The sequence below is a fragment of the Stenotrophomonas sp. 99219_Sma genome, from assembly GCF_056480785.1.
The window spans coordinates 2,115,492-2,133,141 of sequence record NZ_CM151117.1 but is presented as its reverse complement, the minus strand read 5'-3'; the positions used below and the strand labels follow the sequence as shown (position 1 = coordinate 2,133,141).

The window sequence follows — 17,650 nt, the reverse complement described above, 5'->3', positions numbered from 1 at the left end:
CGGAAAGAGATCTGACCCCATTGCATTTGCACGTTTTCCTAAAGACATCACCGCCGCAGTGCGGAGCATGGCAAGGACATCCCAAGGAGCTCCGACCATGCATCGCCTCACCCTGCTCGCCGCCCTGCTCTGCCCGGCCCTGGCCAGCGCCGCCGACTGCACCCTGCCCACCACGCTGGACCAACGCCAGTTCACCAACCTCAGCGACCCGCTGTACGCACCGGACAACCCCAATGCCGGACGCATGGTGCAGGTCAGCTTTGCCGGCAGCCAGTACGTGCTGGACATCCTCGGCACCGACCTCCGCATCGGCGGCAGCTACCGCTATCAGCGCCTGGCCCCGCATATCGCGGAAATCCAGATGACCGAAGCCCACCCGGCCGGCTCTACCCACTACACCCTGCTGCTGATCTGCCAGACCGACCACCAGGGCCGTTTCATCTACACCCAGCACAACGGCCCTATCGCACCGCGCCAGCGCCAGAATTCCGGCCGTTGGACCCTGCAGCCATAGGCCAGAAAACCGACGCCGGTTAAATGGCGCCTCCATTGGGTCGGATCCCGTGCCGGCCAAAACGTGTCGACCAAGGTCGACACCCACCAAGAGCAGCTTCTGCCGTTCCGACAGCAGCGTGAAACTGTCGAAGGCGGGGTGGGTCCGGTTGCGGGGGTGTCCGCGGCATGGATGCCGCGGCCAAGCCCCCAAGGACGGGTTTACGGCGTCCCCCGCAGCCGGACCCACCCCGCCCCCCACGGATCGCCAGCCGTTGACGTTGACGTTGCCGTTGATTCGGCGGGTGCAGGGCGCAGCCCTGCCAGCACACCCAAAACCCTCACTTCACTGAATCGAAAACCGGTTTCGGCACGGCACTTGCACCTGCTCCAGCAGACAACCCCATCCCCTGTTTCTGGAACCGTTGCAGATGTCCCACTCCGTCACGTCGATCCTTTCGCAGATCCGCTCCTATCAGACCCAGATGGGACAACCGGCGCTCAACCCGCTGGGCGAAACGCCGCGCAGCAACGCCCTGCCGGGCACGGTGCTGGATGCACCGCAGGCCCAGCCGGTCAGCTTCACCGAAACCCTGCGTGGTGCGATTGCCGGCGTCAACGACGCGCAACAGAAATCCGGCGCCCTGGCAAAAGCCTTCGAAATGGGCGACCCCAGCGCCGACCTCGCCAAGGTCATGGTCGCCTCGCAGCAGTCCCAGATCGCCTTCCGCGCCACCGTCGAAGTCCGCAACCGTCTCGTCCAGGCCTACCAGGACGTGATGAACATGCCGCTGTAAGGATAGAACCGCATGGCCCTGTCGCTCTCCAAGGAATCCCTGAACGCCGAAAAGGCGGGCCAGTGGTTCGATCGGCTGCAAAGCCTGCAGATCACCCGTCGGCTCGGACTGATGGCGATGATCGCCGTGGCCGTAGCGGCCGGGCTGTCCGTGTTCTTCTGGTCGCAGAAGCCCGGCATGGTCCCGCTGTATACCGGCCTGGACCAGAAGGCCACCGCTGAAGCGACCGACCTGCTGCGCGCCGCGCAGATCCCGTTCGCGCTCGACCCGGCCACCGGTGGCATCACCGTGCCGGAAAAGAACCTGCACGACGCCCGCCTGAAGCTGGCCGGCTCCGGCCTGACCGACAGCGGCAAGCTCGGCTTCGAGCTGATGGAACGCGACCCGGGCTTCGGCGTCAGCCAGTTCGTGGAAAGCGCACGCTACCAGCACGCGCTGGAAACCGAGCTGTCGCGCACCATCAACACGCTGCGCCCGGTGCGCGATTCGCGCGTGCACCTGGCCATTCCCAAGCCCAGCGCCTTCACCCGCCAGCGCGACGTGGCCAGCGCCTCGGTCACCCTGGAACTGCGTGGCGGCCAGCAGCTGGAACGCAGCCAGGTGGACGCCATCGTGCACATGGTCGCGGCCAGCATTCCGGACCTCGCTCCGGAACGGGTGACGGTGGTCGACCAGAGCGGGCGCATGCTCAGCATCACCGACCCGAACAGCGAAGCGGCGGTCAATGCGGCCCAGTTCGAGCAGGTCCGCCGCCAGGAAACCTCGTTCAACCAGCGCATCCGCGAGCTGCTGGAGCCGATGACCGGTCCTGGCCGCGTCAATCCGGAAGTGAGCGTGGACATGGACTTCTCGGTGACCGAGGAAGCCCGTGAGCTCTACAACGGTGAACCGCAGAAGCTGCGCAGCGAGCAGATGAGCGAGAACACCACCAGCACCCCGGGGCCGCAGGGCGTGCCGGGCGCGACCAGCAACAGCCCGCCGGGCCAGCAGGCCGCACCGGCCACTGCGCAGGCCCCGACCGAAAGCAGCAAGAATGCGACCCGCAACTACGAGCTGGACCGCACCCTGCAGCACACCCGCCAGCCGGCTGGCCGCATCAAGCGCGTCTCGGTGGCGGTGCTGGTGGACAACGTCCCGCGCGCCGGTGCCAACGGCAAGATGAGCCCGCAGCCGCTGTCGGCCGCCGAACTGACCCGCGTCGAGGCGCTGGTCAAGCAGGCCGTCGGCTTCAACGCCGAGCGTGGCGACACCGTGTCGGTGATGAACGCCCCGTTCGTGCGTGACACCACGCCGGTCGAAGGCCCGGCATGGTGGGAGCTGCCGTGGGTGCACGACGCCGGCCGCATGCTGCTGGGTGCCGTGGTGGTGCTGGCGTTGCTGTTCGGTGTGCTGCGCCCTGCACTGCGCGCGATCACCGGCCAGAACAAGAAGAACGACGAGCTGGCACTGGAGCCGCATACCGCGGACGTGCAGCTGGTCGATGACGATGGCATGCCGCTGCCGGCGCTGGGCGCCGACCGGGCCAGCCTGGGCGGGCCGGATGCATTGGCCCTGCCGGTGGATTCATATGAGGAACGACTGCGGATGGCGCGTGAAGCCGTGAAGACCGACTCCAAGCGCGTGGCCCAGGTGGTCAAGGGCTGGGTGGCCAATGACTGAGGCCGCACTGACTGGCGTGCAGCGCGCCGCCGTACTGCTGCTTTCGCTGGGTGAGCTGGATGCGGCCGAAGTGCTGCGTCACATGGAACCCAAGGAAGTTCAGAAAATCGGCATCGCCATGGCCACCATGACCGACATCACCCGCGAACAGGTGGAACGGGTGATGGACCAGTTCGGCCAGGAGCTGGGCTCGAAGACCTCGCTGGGCGTGGGCTCGGACGATTACATCCGCAACATGCTGGTGCAGGCACTGGGCAGCGAGAAGGCCGGCAACCTGATCGACCGCATCCTGCTCGGCCGCAACACCACCGGCCTGGACGCGCTGAAGTGGATGGACCCGCGTGCGGTGGCCGACCTGGTGCGCAACGAGCACCCGCAGATCATCGCCATCGTGATGGCGCACCTGGAAACCGACCAGGCCGCCGACGCGCTGAAGCTGCTGCCCGACCGTACCCGCGTGGACGTGCTGCTGCGCATCGCCACCCTCGACGGCATTCCGCCGAACGCACTCAATGAACTCAACGAGATCATGGAGCGCCAGTTCGCCGGCAACCAGAACCTGAAGTCGTCCAACATTGGCGGCGTGCAGTGCGCGGCCAACATCCTGAACTTCATGGACAGCGGCCAGGACCAGGCGATCCTGGGCGAGATCGCCCGCATCGATGCGCCGTTGAGCAACCGCATCCAGGACCTGATGTTCGTGTTCGACGACCTGGTAGACCTGGACGACCGCGAAATGCAGCTGGTGCTGCGCGAAGTGAGCGGCGAGCGCCTGGGCCTGGCCCTGCGCGGTGCCGACATCAAGGTGCGCGACAAGATCACCCGCAACATGTCGCAGCGCGCGGCCGAAATCCTGCTGGAAGACATGGAAGCCCGCGGCCCGGTGCGCCTGTCCGACGTGGAAGGCGCACAGCGCGAGATCCTGGCCATCGTCAAGCGCATGGCCGATGAAGGCACCGTCACCATCGGTGGCAGCGCGGAGGCCATGCTGTGAGCAACGTCGTGCGCTGGCTTGCCCCGGACCTGCTGGCCCAGCCCGAACCGGTGCTGGATCAGGCGGATGCGTTCGAACTCACCGAGCCGGACCCGGAACACGAGCCGGAGCCGCCGCTGCAGCTGCCGACCCTGGAGGAAATCCAGGCCATCCAGGACAGCGCAGAGAAGGAAGGCTTCCAGCACGGCCATACCGAAGGCTACGGCCAGGGCCAGGCGGAGGTGCGTCGTCTCGCCGCGCAGATCGAAGGCATCCTGGACAACTTCAGCCGACCGCTGGTGCGGCTGGAGAACGAAGTGGTCGGCGCACTGGGCGAGCTGGCGGTACGCATCGCCGGTGCGCTGGTCGGCCGCGCCTATGAAGCCGACCCGGCACTGCTGGCACAGCTGGTCGGTGAGGCCATCGACGCGGTGGGTGGCAGCACCCGGGAAGTGGAAGTGCGACTGCACCCGGACGACATCGCCGCCCTCGCCCCGCTGTTGAGCCTGCCGCCACAACAGCGCCTGGTGCCAGACACCAGCCTCAGCCGCGGCGATCTTCGCGTGCACGCCGAAGCCGTGCGCATCGACGGCACCCTGGAAGCCCGCCTGCGCGGCGCGCTGGACGCGGTGATCCGCCAGACCGGAGCCAATGCATGAACCCCGATCAGCAGCCGACGCCGCCACCGGCCGACTGGGCCATGGCCCGCAACCTGCGCCTGGCCCGTCGCCTCGATGGCCTGCGTGTGGATACTGCCCATGGCCGCGGCCTGATCCGCGAGGGCGTGCTGCGCCGCGCGGTCGGGCTCACGCTGGAAGCGGTCGGCTGCGAGGCACCGCTGGGCGCAAGCTGCAAGGTGGAAGTGGTTGATGGTGGCTGGGTCGATGCCGAAGTGGTCGGCTTCGCCGGCGAGCGCACCTACCTGATGCCCAGCGCAGAGCTGCATGGCCTGTTGCCCAATGCGCGGGTGGTGCCGTCCGCGCGCCGTGGCGGCGTGGAAGTGGGTGAAGGCCTGCTCGGCCGCGTCATCGACAGCGACGGCGTGCCGCTGGATGGCAAGGGCCCGATCCGCGCCGAGGGCCATGTCGGCATGGCCGGCGTGTCGATCAATCCGTTGGCGCGTGAGCCGATCACCCAGCCGCTGGACGTGGGCGTGCGCGCGATCAACGCGCTGCTGCCGATCGGCCGCGGCCAGCGTGTCGGCCTGTTCGCCGGTTCCGGCGTCGGCAAGTCGACGCTGCTGGGCATGATGACCCGCTACACCGCCGCCGACGTGATCGTGGTCGGCCTGATCGGTGAACGTGGCCGCGAAGTACGCGACTTCGTCGAGACCACGCTGGGCGAGGAAGGCCTGCGCCGCGCCGTGGTGGTGGCCAGTCCCGCCGACCGGCCGCCGCTGGCGCGCCTGCATGGTGCCTATCGCGCTACCGCCATCGCCGAATGGTTCCGCGACCAGGGCCTGAACGTGCTGTTGCTGATGGACTCGCTGACCCGCTTCGCCCAGGCGCAGCGCGAGATCGGCCTGTCGGTCGGCGAACCACCGACCACCCGAGGCTACCCACCGTCGGTGTTTGCCAAGCTGCCGGCGCTGGTCGAGCGTGCCGGCAATGGTGCCAAGGGCCGTGGCTCGATCACCGCGTTCTACACGGTGCTGACCGAAGGCGACGATCCGCAGGATCCAATCGCCGATGCAGCGCGCGCGATCCTCGACGGCCACATCCTGCTGTCGCGGCGCGTGGCCGACAGTGGCCTGTACCCGGCCATCGACGTTGAATCGTCGGTCAGCCGCGTGGTCACGGAAATCGCCGACGAACCGTGGCGCCTGCGCATCCGCAAGCTGAAGCGGCTGGTCTCGGCCTACTCGGCCAACCGTGACCTGATCGCCATCGGTGCCTACCAGCGCGGCAACGACGCGGCCACCGACGAAGCCCTGGAACGCTGGCCGGAAATCATGGAGTTCCTCGGCCAGGACGTCGCCAAGGCCGCAGATCTCCCGCACAGCCAGGCGGCACTGCAGCGCCTGGTGGAACAAGAGAGTTAAGCCATGAACCAGTCCAAGCGCATCGATCCCCTGCTCAAGCGGGCCCAGGAACACGAGGACGCAGTCGCCCGCGATCTGGCCGAACGCCAGCGCGTGCTCGATACCCATCTATCGCGACTGGACGAACTGCGCCGCTATGCCGAGGAATACGCGAACGCGCAGATGGCGGCGACCAGCCCGGCGCAGCTGCTGAACCGGCGCGCCTTCCTCGACCGTCTCGACAGTGCGGTGGAGCAGCAGCAGGCCACGGTCAACGGCAACCGCGAAAAGGTGGAAGCCGAGCGCGCCCGCCTGATCCTGGCCAGCCGTGACAAGGCCGTGCTGGAACAGCTGGCCGCCAGCTACCGCGCACAGGAAAAGGTAGTGACGGACCGCCGCGACCAGCGCGAGATGGACGACATTGGCGCGCGTCGCGCCCGCCTGGTGCAGGCCGAAGATCAGGACGGCGCCGAGCAGGGGGGCCGCTCGTGATGCCCGCGCCATTGGCCAGCAGCGCCAACGCGCAGCCACAGCATTCCGGCAGCAGCGCACCCCGCGCGCCACGCGGTGATGGCAACAAGGAGTTCAGCCAACTGCTGCACGGTGGCTCGCCGGCTGCCGATGCACCCTCGAAACCCTCGAACTCGCCTATGCCGTCCACGCAGGGACCGGCATCGGACAGCACTGGCCAGGCCGGCGCCGAGCGCAGGCCGGACAGCACTGCCGTCCCCGAAGAGACCGCCGCCACGGTGCCCACAGCACCGGCCAAGCCGGTTGCCGAAAAGGACACCCCGGCGGCGACCGAGGAAGCCCCTTGGCCGCCACTCGGCCTGGCCGGGCTGGTGCTGGCGGTACCCGCGCCTGCCGATCCTGCCGCCGCTCTGCCAACAGTGGCCGCAACGGCTACCGACGTAGACGGCAACGCACTACCCGCCCCCGCCGCACTGCCGGCCGCCGCAGCCCTGCCATCCACAGCGGCGGCTGCCACATCGTCCACCACCAGCAGCGGCACCGACCAGACAGCCACGCTGCCGTTGCCTGAACTGGTGCTGCCCGGCAAGCGCAACGAACGTGGCGAAGACAGCGACGCAACCTTCATCGGCGACCGTGCCGCAGCGCCGCTGCTGCATGCGCCAAGCAATGCGGCCGTGCAGGATCTGAAAGCCGCGCTGGCCACCGGCAATGCCATCTTCAATGGCGAGCCGACGCCGAAGCCGGTGCTCGGTGACGATGGTTTCGACCAGGCCGTCGGCGCGCGCCTGGGCTGGCTGGCCGACCAGAAGATCGGCCACGCCCACATCCGGTTGAGTCCGGACGACATGGGCCCGGTCGATGTGCGCCTGCAGTTGAACGGCGACAAGGTGCATGCCAGCTTCAGCAGCCCACACGTGGATGTGCGCCAGGCACTGGAAAGCAGCCTGCCGCGCCTGCGCGAACTCCTCGGCGAGCAGGGCTTCCAGCTGGCTCATGCTGATGTTGGTCATCAGGCGCCCGGTGGTGACGGCAATGCGTCAGGCCAGGCCAGTGGCGGCGGCATCGCGGGTGACGGAGAACCGTCGCCGGGCGAGGCCAGCGTGTCGTCCGCGCAGTTGATCCGCCAGCGCGGGTTGCTGGACGCGTACGCCTGACAGACGTGCCAACCAAGGTTGGCACCCACCAGAGCGGGACGGTTGGCACCTACCAGTATCGCGTTGGTGGGTGCGGAGCGTGCTCCGCACGGCCCCACCGGCACCCCGACGGAATTCCGTCGCACCCCTCTGCCCCGGCTCCGGCACACCCCTTGCATATCCCGGTGAAGCAACCCTCAGGAGCTTCACCCCGTGGCCGCAGCCGCTGACAAAACCAAGAAGACCGCCGAGAAGGACAAGGCCGCCAAGCCGCGTAGTCCGATCCTGATCACCGCACTGGTGGCCGTGCTCGCCGCCGCTGCCGCCGGTGGCGGCGTCTGGTTCTTCACCCAGTCCAAGCACGAAGAGAAGACCGCGCAGGCCCCGAAGAAGGCCAGTACTCCGGCACCGGCGCAGTACTTCGCGCTGGACCCGGCCTTCGTGGTCAATCTCAACGGCCCGGTCGACGGCCCGCGCTACCTGCAGCTGGAAGTGCAGCTGATGACCCGCGATCCCGCTGCACTGGAAGCGATCAAGACGCATGCGCCAGCCATTCGCGCACGCCTGCTGATGCTGTTCTCGCAGGTCAGCCCCGACCAGATCGCCGACATCGCCGGCAAGCAGAAGCTGCAGGCCGCTTCGCTGGCCGAAGTGCAGAAAGTGCTCAAGGCCGAGACCGGCAGCAACGGCGCCGACGATCTGCTGTTCACCAGCTTCGTGACCCAGTAAGGGCCCACAGATGAATGATCTGCTGTCCCAGGACGAGATCGATGCCCTGCTCCACGGCGTGGACAGTGGCGCGGTCGAGACCGATGCGGAACCGCCGTCAGGCGAAGCACGTTCGTACGACTTCGCCAGCCAGGACCGCATCATCCGCGGTCGCATGCCGACCCTGGAAATGGTCCATGAGCGCTTCGCGCGCCTGTGGCGGATCGGCCTGTTCAACCTGATCCGCCGTTCGGCCGAACTGTCGGTGCGCGGCATCGAGCTGATCAAGTTCAACGACTACATGCACTCGCTGTATGTGCCGACCAACCTGAACCTGATCCGCTTCAAGCCGCTGCGCGGTACCGGCCTGATCGTGTTCGAACCGACCCTGGTGTTCGCCATCGTCGACAACTTCTTTGGCGGCGACGGGCGCTACCCGACCCGCATTGAAGGCCGCGAGTTCACCGCCACCGAAATGCGGGTGATCCACCTGCTGCTGAAGCAGACCTTCGCCGACCTGCGCGAGGCCTGGGCACCGGTGATGGATGTCGACTTCGAGTACATCAACTCGGAGATCAACCCGCACTTCGCCAACATCGTGACGCCGCGCGAGTACGTGGTGGTGTGCCGGCTGCACGTCGAGCTCGACGGCGGTGGCGGCGACATCCATGTGACCCTGCCGTATTCGATGCTGGAACCGATCCGCGAGCTGCTCGACGCTGGCATCCAGAGCGACCGCAATGATCGCGACGAAAGCTGGGGCCAGACCCTGCGCGAACAGCTCAACATCGCCGAGGTGACCCTGTCCAGCGTACTGGCCAGCAAGCGCATGACCCTGCGTGACCTGACCCAGCTGAAGGTCGGCGACATCCTGCCGATCGAGCTCAGCCCGCAGGTGCCGCTGTGCGTGGAGAACATCCCGGTGTTCACCGGCGAGTTCGGCATCGCCAACGGCATGAACGCCGTGAAGATCACCGCTACCCATCCGCCGGGCACCCGCCCGCGCGCACCCGTCATCCAGGAAGACCCGCAATGAACGATATCGACGCCCTCGAACCGACCCCGGCCCAGTTCGGCACCCTGCAGGCCGAAGAAGGGGCCGGCGCCGACCTCAACCTGGACGTGATCCTCGACGTGCCGGTGACCCTGTCGCTGGAAGTCGGTCGTGCCCGCCTGCCGATCCGCAATCTGCTGCAGCTCAACCAGGGCTCGGTGGTGGAACTGGAACGCGGTGCCGGCGAGTCGCTGGACGTGTTCGTCAACGGCACCCTGATCGCCCACGGCGAGGTGGTGGTGATCAACGACCGCTTCGGCGTGCGCCTGACCGACGTGGTCAGCCCGAGCGAGCGGATCCGGAGACTGCGTTGAGCCTGCTGGCCTCCACCCTGTTGGCGGTCGGCAAGACCGCCGCACCGATCGGTCCGCAGGTCGGCCAGCACGCGGCCGCCGCACCGAGCCTGTTCGGTGCGGTGCTGGCGCTGCTGGCCGTGCTGGCGCTGGTCATCGGCCTCGGCTGGCTGCTAAAGCGCCTGCCCGGCAGCGGCTTCCGCCCGGCCGACGGCATGAAGGTGGTGGCCAGCCTGAGTGTCGGTGCCAAGGAGCGCGTGGTGGTGGTCGAGGTCAACGGCCAGCAGCTGCTGCTGGGCGTCACCGCCGGCGGTATCAACACCCTGCACACCCTGCCCGAACCGCTGCCGGCGCCCGCGCCGGTGCGCGTGCCGGACTTCAAGAACCTGCCGAATTTCGCCCAGCTGCTGCAGCAGCGGCTGCGCAAGGATCCCTGACATGCGTGTCACCCGTACCCGTCTTGCCACCCTGATGCCGTGGCTGCTGATGCTCGCCCTGTGCCTGTTGCCGGCGCTGGCATTCGCCGCACCCGGTGCCCCGACCACGCCGCTGCCGGACATCAACGTCGGCAAGATCGGCGGTGCACCGGTCAGCCTGCCGCTGCAAACCCTGCTGCTGATGACCGCGATCACCCTGATCCCGTCGATGCTGCTGGTACTGACCTCGTTCACCCGCATCATCATCGTGCTGGGCCTGCTGCGCCAGGCACTGGGCACCGGACAGACGCCGTCCAACCAGGTGCTGCTGGGCCTGGCCCTGTTCCTCACCGCAATGATCATGCTGCCGACCTGGGACAAGGCCTGGAGCACCGGCATGGCGCCCTACCTCAATGGCGAGATCGACTTCCAGACCGCCTGGACGCTGACCACCTCGCCGCTACGCGCCTTCATGCTGGCGCAGATCCGCGAGACCGACCTGATGACCTTTGCCGGCATCGCCGGGCATGGCACCTACGCCAGCCCCGACGCGATCCCGTTCCCGGTGCTGGTCGCCTCGTTCGTCACCAGTGAACTGAAGACCGCCTTCGAGATCGGCTTCCTGATCTTCATTCCGTTCGTGATCATCGACCTGGTCGTGGCCAGCGTGCTGATGTCGATGGGCATGATGATGCTGTCGCCGATGCTGGTGTCGGCACCGTTCAAGATCCTGCTGTTCGTGCTGGTGGATGGCTGGGTGCTGACCGTCGGCACCTTGGCGGCGAGCTTCAATCCGGCGTGATCGAGAGGCAGTCGAGCATGACTCGACTCTACAGAAGCACAGTCGAGCGCGGCTCGACTCTACATGAGCAGATGGAACCCGAATGACTCCCGAACTTGCCCTGACCGAACTGCGTGGCGGCCTGATCACCGTGTTGTGGGTGGCCGGCCCGCTGCTGCTCACCGTGCTGGTGGTCGGTGTGGTGGTGGGCGTGGTGCAGGCCGCGACCCAGCTCAATGAGCCGACCATCGCCTTCGTTGCCAAGGCGGCGGCGCTGACCGCGGTGCTGTTCGCGCTGGGCAGCCTGCTGATCGGCCACCTGGTGGAGTTCACCACGCTGCTGTTCCAGCGCATTCCACACCTGATCGGCTAGGACACGCGCTTCGATGGACGCCGCCACCCAGATGGCTGCCGACGGCCTGCAGGCCTTCGGCATGATCGGCACCGTGCTGTGGACCATGCTGCGCATCGGCGCAGTGGCCATGGCCATGCCGATGGTCGGCACCCGTGCCGTTCCCGCGCGGGTGCGCGTGGTGCTGGCTGGCACCCTGGCCATCGCACTGGCGCCGCTGCTGCTGCCGGTACCGGACTGGACCGGTTTCGATGCCGCCACGGTCCTTACCATCGCCCGTGAACTGGCCATCGGCGTATCCATCGGCTTCCTGCTTCGGCTGGTGTTCGAGGCCGGCGCGATGGCCGGCGAACTGATCGCCCAGGGCACCGGCCTGGCCTTCGCGCAGATGAGTGACCCATTGCGTGGCGGCACCTCCGGCGTGATCGGCCAGTGGTTCTATCTGCTGTTCGGCCTGCTGTTCTTCACCGCCAACGGGCACCTGGCGCTGATCTCGCTGGTGGTGGACAGCTACCGGGCGCTGCCGATCGGCGCCCCGCTGCCGGACCCGCACGCCTTCTTCAGCATCGCCCCAACCTTCCTGCTGACCGTACTGCGCGGCGCATTGACCCTGGCGATCCCGCTGACTGTGGCAATGCTGGCGGTGAACCTGGCGTTCGGCGTACTGGCCCGTGCGGCCCCGGCGCTGAACCCGATCCAGCTCGGCCTGCCAGTGTCTCTGCTGCTGGGCCTGTTCCTGCTGGCGCTGCTGGCCGGGGAAATGGGTCCGCCGGTACAGCGCCTCTTCGATGCCGCCTTCCAGGCTGCGGACACGGTCACACACTGACCGGATCATCACGTTTTACTGCTTGCCCTTCCCCCGGGTCTGCGCGTTAGAGTGAATACGCGGCAACCGGGGGGATGCCGCACGTGGCCGGCGCCGTGCGTCGGCCTGCCTCATGCATGCCCCACCGTGGTTTCCGTCGACAGGCAGGTCCGGGAGACTGACGAATGCTGGTAGGCACGTACAACCCGTGGCTGGTGGCGATCTCGCTGCTGGTGGCCGTGATGGCTTCGTACACCGCGCTGGCGATGGCCGGGCGCACGGTCACTGCACCCGGCAAGGGCGCGGCGTGGTGGTGGCGCCTCGGTGGTGGCTTCGCCATGGGCCTGGGCATCTGGTCGATGCACTTCATCGGCATGCTCGCCTTCGATCTGCCCATTCCGCTCGGCTACGACCTGCCGATCACCCTGCTTTCCCTCGCATTGGCGATCGCCTCATCGGTGTTCGCGCTATGGCTGGTTTCGCTGCGTACCCTGCCCCACCCGCGGTTGGCCGGTGGCGCGCTGCTGATGGGCACCGGCATTGCCGGCATGCATTACGTTGGCATGGCCGCAATGCGCATGCAGCCGGGCATCGACTACGACCCGGGCTGGCTGCTTTTTTCGCTGATGGTGGCGGTGGCCGCCTCGTGGACGGCGCTGTACGTGGCGTTCCGCCTGCGCGCGCAGCGCACCCGTGTCGGCGACCGGCTCGCGGCTGCCGGCCTGCTCGGGTTGGCCATCGTCGGCATGCACTACACCGGCATGGCCGCCGCACGCTTTCCGGAAGGCAGCATCTGCGGCGCAGCCGTCGGCGATGGGCTGCAGAGCGAATGGCTGGCCATGCTGGTGGTGGTGCTGACCGTCGCCATCCTGGCCGTGGTGCTGGTGGTCTCCTGGCTGGACCAGCGGGTGGAGGCGCAGCTGCTGCGCCTGCGCAATTCCCTGTTGAGTACCTCACTGACCGACGCACAGCAGGAACTGACCCAGGCCGCACTGCACGACCCGCTTACCCGCCTGCCCAACCGCCTGCTGCTGCAGCGTCGGATCGTGCAGGCGCTGGCCGAGGCCGAACAGGGCGGCAGCCGCTTCGCGGTGATGTTCATGGACCTGGATGGCTTCAAGCAGGTCAACGATGCCTACGGCCACCAGGCCGGCGATGCACTGTTGGTTGCGGTGGCCGAACGCACGCGCCAGCTGCTTCGGCCCAACGACATGCTGGCCCGTCTGGGCGGTGACGAATTCGTGCTGGTGGTGCGCATCGAGCACGACGAGGACCTGCCGACGCTGGCCCGGCGCATCCTGCAGGCGGTCGGCAGCGGGCCGTTGCTGGCCGACAACGAACTGCAGGTGACCGCCAGCATCGGCGTGGCGATCTGTCCGGATCACGCTGCCAGCGAGCGGCAGCTGATGGCCTTTGCCGATGCAGCGATGTACCAGGCCAAGGAATCCGGACGCAACGCCTTCGTGCTGTTCGCCGACTGGATGAATGACAGCGCCGAACAACAGTTCCGGCTGCTGGCCGACCTGCGCCGGGCCATCGGCAGCGAGCAGCTGTTCCTGCACTACCAGCCGAAGATCCAGGTAGCCACGCAGAAGGTGGCCGGTGCCGAAGCGCTGATCCGCTGGCGCCATCCGGAGCATGGCCTGATCCCGCCGGACCGCTTCATCCGGCTGGCCGAACGCAGCGGTGCGATCAATGAGATCGGGCGCTGGGCGCTGGACCAGGCCTGCCAGCAGCTGCGCCGCTGGCACGATGCCGGCCACGAGGGCTGGTCGATGTCGGTGAACCTGTCGCCGGTGCAGTTCAGTTCGCCGCACCTGCTGCAGGATGTGCGTGAAGTGATCGAACGCTACGACATTGCCCCACGCCACCTGGTGCTGGAGATCACCGAAAGCACGGTGATGCGCGATACCGATACCAGCCTGCGCCTGCTGCAGGCGCTCTCGGCACTGGGCGTGGGCATCTCCATCGATGACTTCGGCACCGGCTATTCCAGCCTGCTGTACCTGAAGCGGTTGCCGGCCACCGAAATCAAGATCGACCACGCCTTCGTACGCGACCTGGAGCACAGCGCCGAGGACGTGGTGATCGTCTCGGCGATCGTGGCGCTGGGCCACGCGCTGGACATGGACATCGTCGCCGAGGGCGTGGAGACCGCCGCGCAGCGCGCCTACCTGGAGCGGCTGGGCTGCGATTACCTGCAGGGCTACCTGCTCGGCCGTCCGGTGGATGCGGCGCGCTTCATGCAGCTGCATGACCTGCCGCGGCCTCGGGTGGAACTGGCGCAGAGCCCGCCGACGCAGCACCCGCCGGGGTAAATCCAGGCTGCGCTCCCACCTGCACTTGCTCTGGTAGATGCCAACCTTGGTTGGCACATGAACCCATCACGGAACACTTCTTGCACGCACCCCGGCATCCCCTGCCGCAGTGCCCGTGATGTCCGAGAACGAATCCGCCGGCGAAAAGACCGAACAACCTACCGAAAAACGCCTGCGCGACGCCCGTGAACAGGGCAACCTGCCGCGCTCGCGCGAGCTCGGAACGGCCGCCGTGTTCGGCGCCGGCGTGCTGGCGGTGATGGCCATGAGCGGCTCGATCGGCCGTGGTGCAAGCGCCTGGATGAAGCATGCACTCAGCCCAGAGCAGAGCCTGCGGCAGAACCCGAAGGAACTGTTCGGCCACTTCGGCGACCTGCTGCTGCAGTTCATGCTGGTGATCGCGCCGCTGGTGCTGGTCTGCCTGCTGGCCAGCTTCGTCGCCCCGCTGGTGATGGGCGGCCTGCGCTGGTCGCAGAAGGCGATGATGCCCGACTTCAACCGCATGAACCCGATGAGCGGGCTCAAGCGCCTGTATGGCCCGGAAGCCATCGCCGAGTTCACCAAGTCGTTGTTGCGCGTGGCTTTTGTCGGCGTTGCCGCCGGGCTGGTGGTGTGGACCGGCTTCGACACCCTGCGCGGGCTGATTCACCACCCGCTGGAGACCGCCATCACCGACGGGCTCGGCTTCACCCTGCGCCTGCTGCTGGCCACCGCCGGCGCCATGCTGGTGCTGGCCGCCATCGATGCGCCCTACCAGCGCTGGAACTGGATGCGCAAGCTGAAGATGACCCGTGAAGAGCTGCGCCGGGAAATGAAGGAAAGCGAGGGCAGCCCGGAGGTCAAGGGCCGCATCCGCCAGCTGCAACAGCAGATGGCCAACCGCCGGATGATGGAGGCGGTGCCCACTGCCGACGTGGTGGTAGTCAACCCCACCCACTACGCGGTGGCCCTTAAGTACGAGGGCGGCGCCATGAACGCCCCCAAAGTGGTCGCCCTGGGTGTGGATGAGACCGCCCTGCGCATCCGTGAAGTGGCCGACGGCAACAAGGTGGCGATCGTCTCCGCCCCGCCTTTGGCACGCGCCTTGTATCGGGAAGGCCAACTCGGAAAGGAAATCCCCGTGAGACTGTATTCGGCCGTCGCCCAGGTCCTGTCCTACGTCTACCAGCTGCGCGCCTGGCGCACTGGCCCGATGCCGGACGCCCCGCACATCCAGGTGGATGAATTCGGCAAGGGAGGCCGCCCGTGAGCGCCCAGCCCTCCACCGGTTTCAACACCCGCCGCGCGCTGGAAATGATCCGCCAGGGCCTTGGCGCACCGCTGATCGTGCTGGCCCTGCTGGCCATGGTCGTGGTCCCGCTGGCCGCGCCGGTGCTCGATGCGCTGTTCACCTTCAACATCGCCATCTCGCTGATGGTGCTGCTGGCGGTGGTCTACGTGAAGCGCCCACTGGATTTCACGATCTTCCCGATCGTGCTGCTGATCACCACCATGCTGCGGCTGGCGCTGAACGTCGCCTCCACCCGCGTCATCCTGCTGAACGGCCAGAACGGCCACGACGCCGCGGGCAAGGTCATCGCCGCGTTCGGCGAATTCGTGATCGGCGGCAACTACGCAGTGGGCATCGTGGTGTTCGCGATCCTGACCATCATCAACTTCGTGGTCATCACCAAGGGCGCCGGCCGCGTCTCGGAAGTGACCGCGCGCTTCATCCTCGACGCGATGCCCGGCAAGCAGATGGCGATCGACGCCGACCTCAACGCCGGTTTGCTGACGCGTGAAGAAGCCAAGCTGCGCCGCGAGGAAGTCCGCGAGGAAGCCGATTTCTACGGCGCGATGGATGGTGCCAGCAAGTTCATCCGTGGTGATGCCATTGCCGGCATCCTGATCCTGTTCATCAACATGCTCGGCGGCCTGGCCGTAGGCGTGCTGCAGCATGGCATGCCGTTTGGCGATGCCGCTGCCACCTACACCCTGCTGTCGATTGGTGATGGCCTGGTGGCGCAGCTGCCGGCGCTGCTGGTCTCCAGCGCCGTGGCCATGCTGGTCACCCGCGCCTCGCGCTCGCAGGACATGGCCCAGGCCATGACCGGCCAGGTGTTCGGGCAGTACCGTGCGCTGGCGATCACCGCCGGCATCATCGGCGTGGTCGGCCTGGTGCCGGGCATGCCCAACGTCGCTTTCCTGACACTGTCCGCGATCCTCGGCTTCATCGCCTGGAAGGTCTACCGCAAGGGCAAGGCCGCGGCCACCGATCCGGCAGCCGCAGGCAATGACGCTGCCGCGCTCAACGCACTCGGCCGCCCGGCCGCGCCGGCTCCGACTGCCGAACTGAGCTGGGACGAACTGCGCCCGGTCGATCCGCTGGGCCTGGAGGTCGGCTACCGGCTGATTCCGCTGGTGGACAGCAGCCAGGGCGGCGAACTGATGGCACGCATCAAGGGCGTGCGGCGCAAGCTGACCCAGGACGTCGGCTTCCTGATCCCGTCGGTGCACATCCGCGACAACCTGGAACTGCCGGCCAACGGCTACCGCGTGCTGGTGCACGGCGTACCGGTGGCCACCGCCGAGATCCATCCGGACCGCGAGCTGGCACTGGACCCGGGCAGCGCGCTCGGCGCGCTGGAAGGCATCGCCGGCAAGGACCCCGCGTTCGGCCTGGACGCGACCTGGATCCAACCGCACCAGCGTGCCCAGGCCGAAACGCTGGGCTACACCGTGGTCGATCCGGCCACCGTGGTCGCCACCCATCTGTCGCACCTGATCCGCGAACACGCGCCCGAGCTGCTCGGCCACGAGGAAGTGCAGCACCTGCTGGCCAACCTGGCCAAGAGCGCGCCCAAGCTCGTCGAAGATCTGACGCCGAAGGCGCTGCCGCTGTCGGCGGTGGTGCGCGTGTTGCAGAACCTGCTGGTCGAGCGCATTCCAATCCGCCAGCTGCGCAAGATCGCCGAAGCACTGGTCGAACACGCTCCGAACAGCCAGGACCCGGCCGTACTGACCGCCGCGGTGCGCACCGCGCTGGGTCGTTTCATCGTGCAGGAGATCGCCGGAATGTCGGCGGAGCTGCCGGTGTTCACGCTCAACCCACAATTGGAACGTGTCTTGCAGGAGTCCACGCAGGGCAACGGCGCCGCGCTGGAACCCGGACTCGCTGAGCGACTGCACCAGAGCCTGGCCGAATGTGTCAGCAAGCAGGAAGCCCGCAACGAGCCCGCGGTCGTGCTGGTACCTGGCCCGGTGCGTGCCGCGCTGGCCCGCCTGGTCCGCCACAGCGTTCCGTCGCTGTCGGTCCTGGCCTACAGCGAGGTGCCGGAGGACAAGCGCCTGAAGCTGGTCGGAACGATCAGCTGACGCCGCCCTCCGATGCGCCAG

General features: G+C 67.4%; 18 protein-coding genes. All 18 read left to right on the top strand.

Annotated features, from left to right (window positions below; genetic code table 11):
• Window positions 1–97 precede the first annotated feature (97 nt).
• The 18 genes from ACZK13_RS09780 (at window position 98) to flhA (ending at window position 17,629) form a co-directional block, all read left to right on the top strand.
• On the top strand, window positions 98–514 hold the full coding sequence (locus tag ACZK13_RS09780) for a hypothetical protein (protein ID WP_253143088.1): 417 nt from the start codon (window positions 98–100) through the stop codon (window positions 512–514).
• A 409-nt stretch (window positions 515–923) separates the two neighbouring features.
• Window positions 924–1,289 carry a flagellar hook-basal body complex protein FliE gene (gene fliE / locus ACZK13_RS09775; RefSeq protein WP_253143087.1) on the top strand — a complete coding sequence of 122 codons (366 nt, stop codon included), beginning with the start codon at window positions 924–926 and terminating at the stop codon, window positions 1,287–1,289.
• Between the two features lie 12 nt (window positions 1,290–1,301).
• Window positions 1,302–2,948, top strand: a complete 1,647-nt coding sequence (gene fliF / locus ACZK13_RS09770) for a flagellar basal-body MS-ring/collar protein FliF (RefSeq protein WP_253143086.1) — start codon at window positions 1,302–1,304, stop codon at window positions 2,946–2,948.
• 7 nt (window positions 2,949–2,955) lie between these two features.
• A complete protein-coding gene (fliG, locus tag ACZK13_RS09765) occupies window positions 2,956–3,942 on the top strand; it encodes a flagellar motor switch protein FliG (protein ID WP_024958226.1) in 987 nt (328 codons plus the stop codon).
• Window positions 3,939–4,580: a FliH/SctL family protein gene (locus tag ACZK13_RS09760; RefSeq protein WP_032129206.1), complete on the top strand. Its 642-nt coding sequence runs from the start codon at window positions 3,939–3,941 to the stop codon at window positions 4,578–4,580. The genes fliG and ACZK13_RS09760 overlap by 4 nt, the downstream gene beginning before the upstream one ends.
• A complete protein-coding gene (locus tag ACZK13_RS09755) occupies window positions 4,577–5,962 on the top strand; it encodes a FliI/YscN family ATPase (RefSeq protein WP_032129207.1) in 1,386 nt (461 codons plus the stop codon). The genes ACZK13_RS09760 and ACZK13_RS09755 overlap by 4 nt, the downstream gene beginning before the upstream one ends.
• Window positions 5,963–5,965: 3 nt before the next feature.
• Window positions 5,966–6,433 (top strand): flagellar export protein FliJ, encoded by a 468-nt coding sequence (fliJ, locus tag ACZK13_RS09750; RefSeq protein ID WP_005416437.1) that lies wholly within the window; start codon window positions 5,966–5,968, stop codon window positions 6,431–6,433.
• A complete protein-coding gene (locus ACZK13_RS09745; protein ID WP_125895417.1) occupies window positions 6,433–7,569 on the top strand; it encodes a flagellar hook-length control protein FliK in 1,137 nt (378 codons plus the stop codon). Before fliJ ends, ACZK13_RS09745 begins: the two co-directional genes overlap by 1 nt.
• A gap of 192 nt (window positions 7,570–7,761) precedes the next feature.
• Complete coding sequence (locus ACZK13_RS09740; protein WP_049421892.1) at window positions 7,762–8,277, top strand: flagellar basal body-associated FliL family protein; 516 nt, start codon at window positions 7,762–7,764, stop codon at window positions 8,275–8,277.
• 10 nt (window positions 8,278–8,287) lie between these two features.
• Complete coding sequence (gene fliM, locus ACZK13_RS09735) at window positions 8,288–9,292, top strand: flagellar motor switch protein FliM (RefSeq protein ID WP_032129211.1); 1,005 nt, start codon at window positions 8,288–8,290, stop codon at window positions 9,290–9,292.
• Complete coding sequence (fliN, locus tag ACZK13_RS09730) at window positions 9,289–9,624, top strand: flagellar motor switch protein FliN (RefSeq protein WP_012510967.1); 336 nt, start codon at window positions 9,289–9,291, stop codon at window positions 9,622–9,624. Before fliM ends, fliN begins: the two co-directional genes overlap by 4 nt.
• Window positions 9,621–10,040: a flagellar biosynthetic protein FliO gene (fliO, locus tag ACZK13_RS09725; protein ID WP_125895418.1), complete on the top strand. Its 420-nt coding sequence runs from the start codon at window positions 9,621–9,623 to the stop codon at window positions 10,038–10,040. Before fliN ends, fliO begins: the two co-directional genes overlap by 4 nt.
• Before the next feature lies 1 nt (window position 10,041).
• The gene (fliP, locus tag ACZK13_RS09720) at window positions 10,042–10,821 is read left to right on the top strand and encodes a flagellar type III secretion system pore protein FliP (protein WP_043395553.1); all 780 of its coding nucleotides are present in this window, start codon (window positions 10,042–10,044) and stop codon (window positions 10,819–10,821) included.
• A gap of 82 nt (window positions 10,822–10,903) precedes the next feature.
• Window positions 10,904–11,173 carry a flagellar biosynthetic protein FliQ gene (locus ACZK13_RS09715; protein WP_012510965.1) on the top strand — a complete coding sequence of 90 codons (270 nt, stop codon included), beginning with the start codon at window positions 10,904–10,906 and terminating at the stop codon, window positions 11,171–11,173.
• A gap of 13 nt (window positions 11,174–11,186) precedes the next feature.
• A complete protein-coding gene (fliR, locus tag ACZK13_RS09710; RefSeq protein WP_253143085.1) occupies window positions 11,187–11,978 on the top strand; it encodes a flagellar biosynthetic protein FliR in 792 nt (263 codons plus the stop codon).
• Between the two features lie 164 nt (window positions 11,979–12,142).
• Complete coding sequence (locus tag ACZK13_RS09705; protein ID WP_121503205.1) at window positions 12,143–14,275, top strand: putative bifunctional diguanylate cyclase/phosphodiesterase; 2,133 nt, start codon at window positions 12,143–12,145, stop codon at window positions 14,273–14,275.
• A gap of 118 nt (window positions 14,276–14,393) precedes the next feature.
• On the top strand, window positions 14,394–15,524 hold the full coding sequence (gene flhB / locus ACZK13_RS09700) for a flagellar biosynthesis protein FlhB (protein ID WP_107432403.1): 1,131 nt from the start codon (window positions 14,394–14,396) through the stop codon (window positions 15,522–15,524).
• A 44-nt stretch (window positions 15,525–15,568) separates the two neighbouring features.
• Window positions 15,569–17,629 carry a flagellar biosynthesis protein FlhA gene (flhA, locus tag ACZK13_RS09695; protein WP_153855598.1) on the top strand — a complete coding sequence of 687 codons (2,061 nt, stop codon included), beginning with the start codon at window positions 15,569–15,571 and terminating at the stop codon, window positions 17,627–17,629.
• Window positions 17,630–17,650 lie beyond the last annotated feature (21 nt).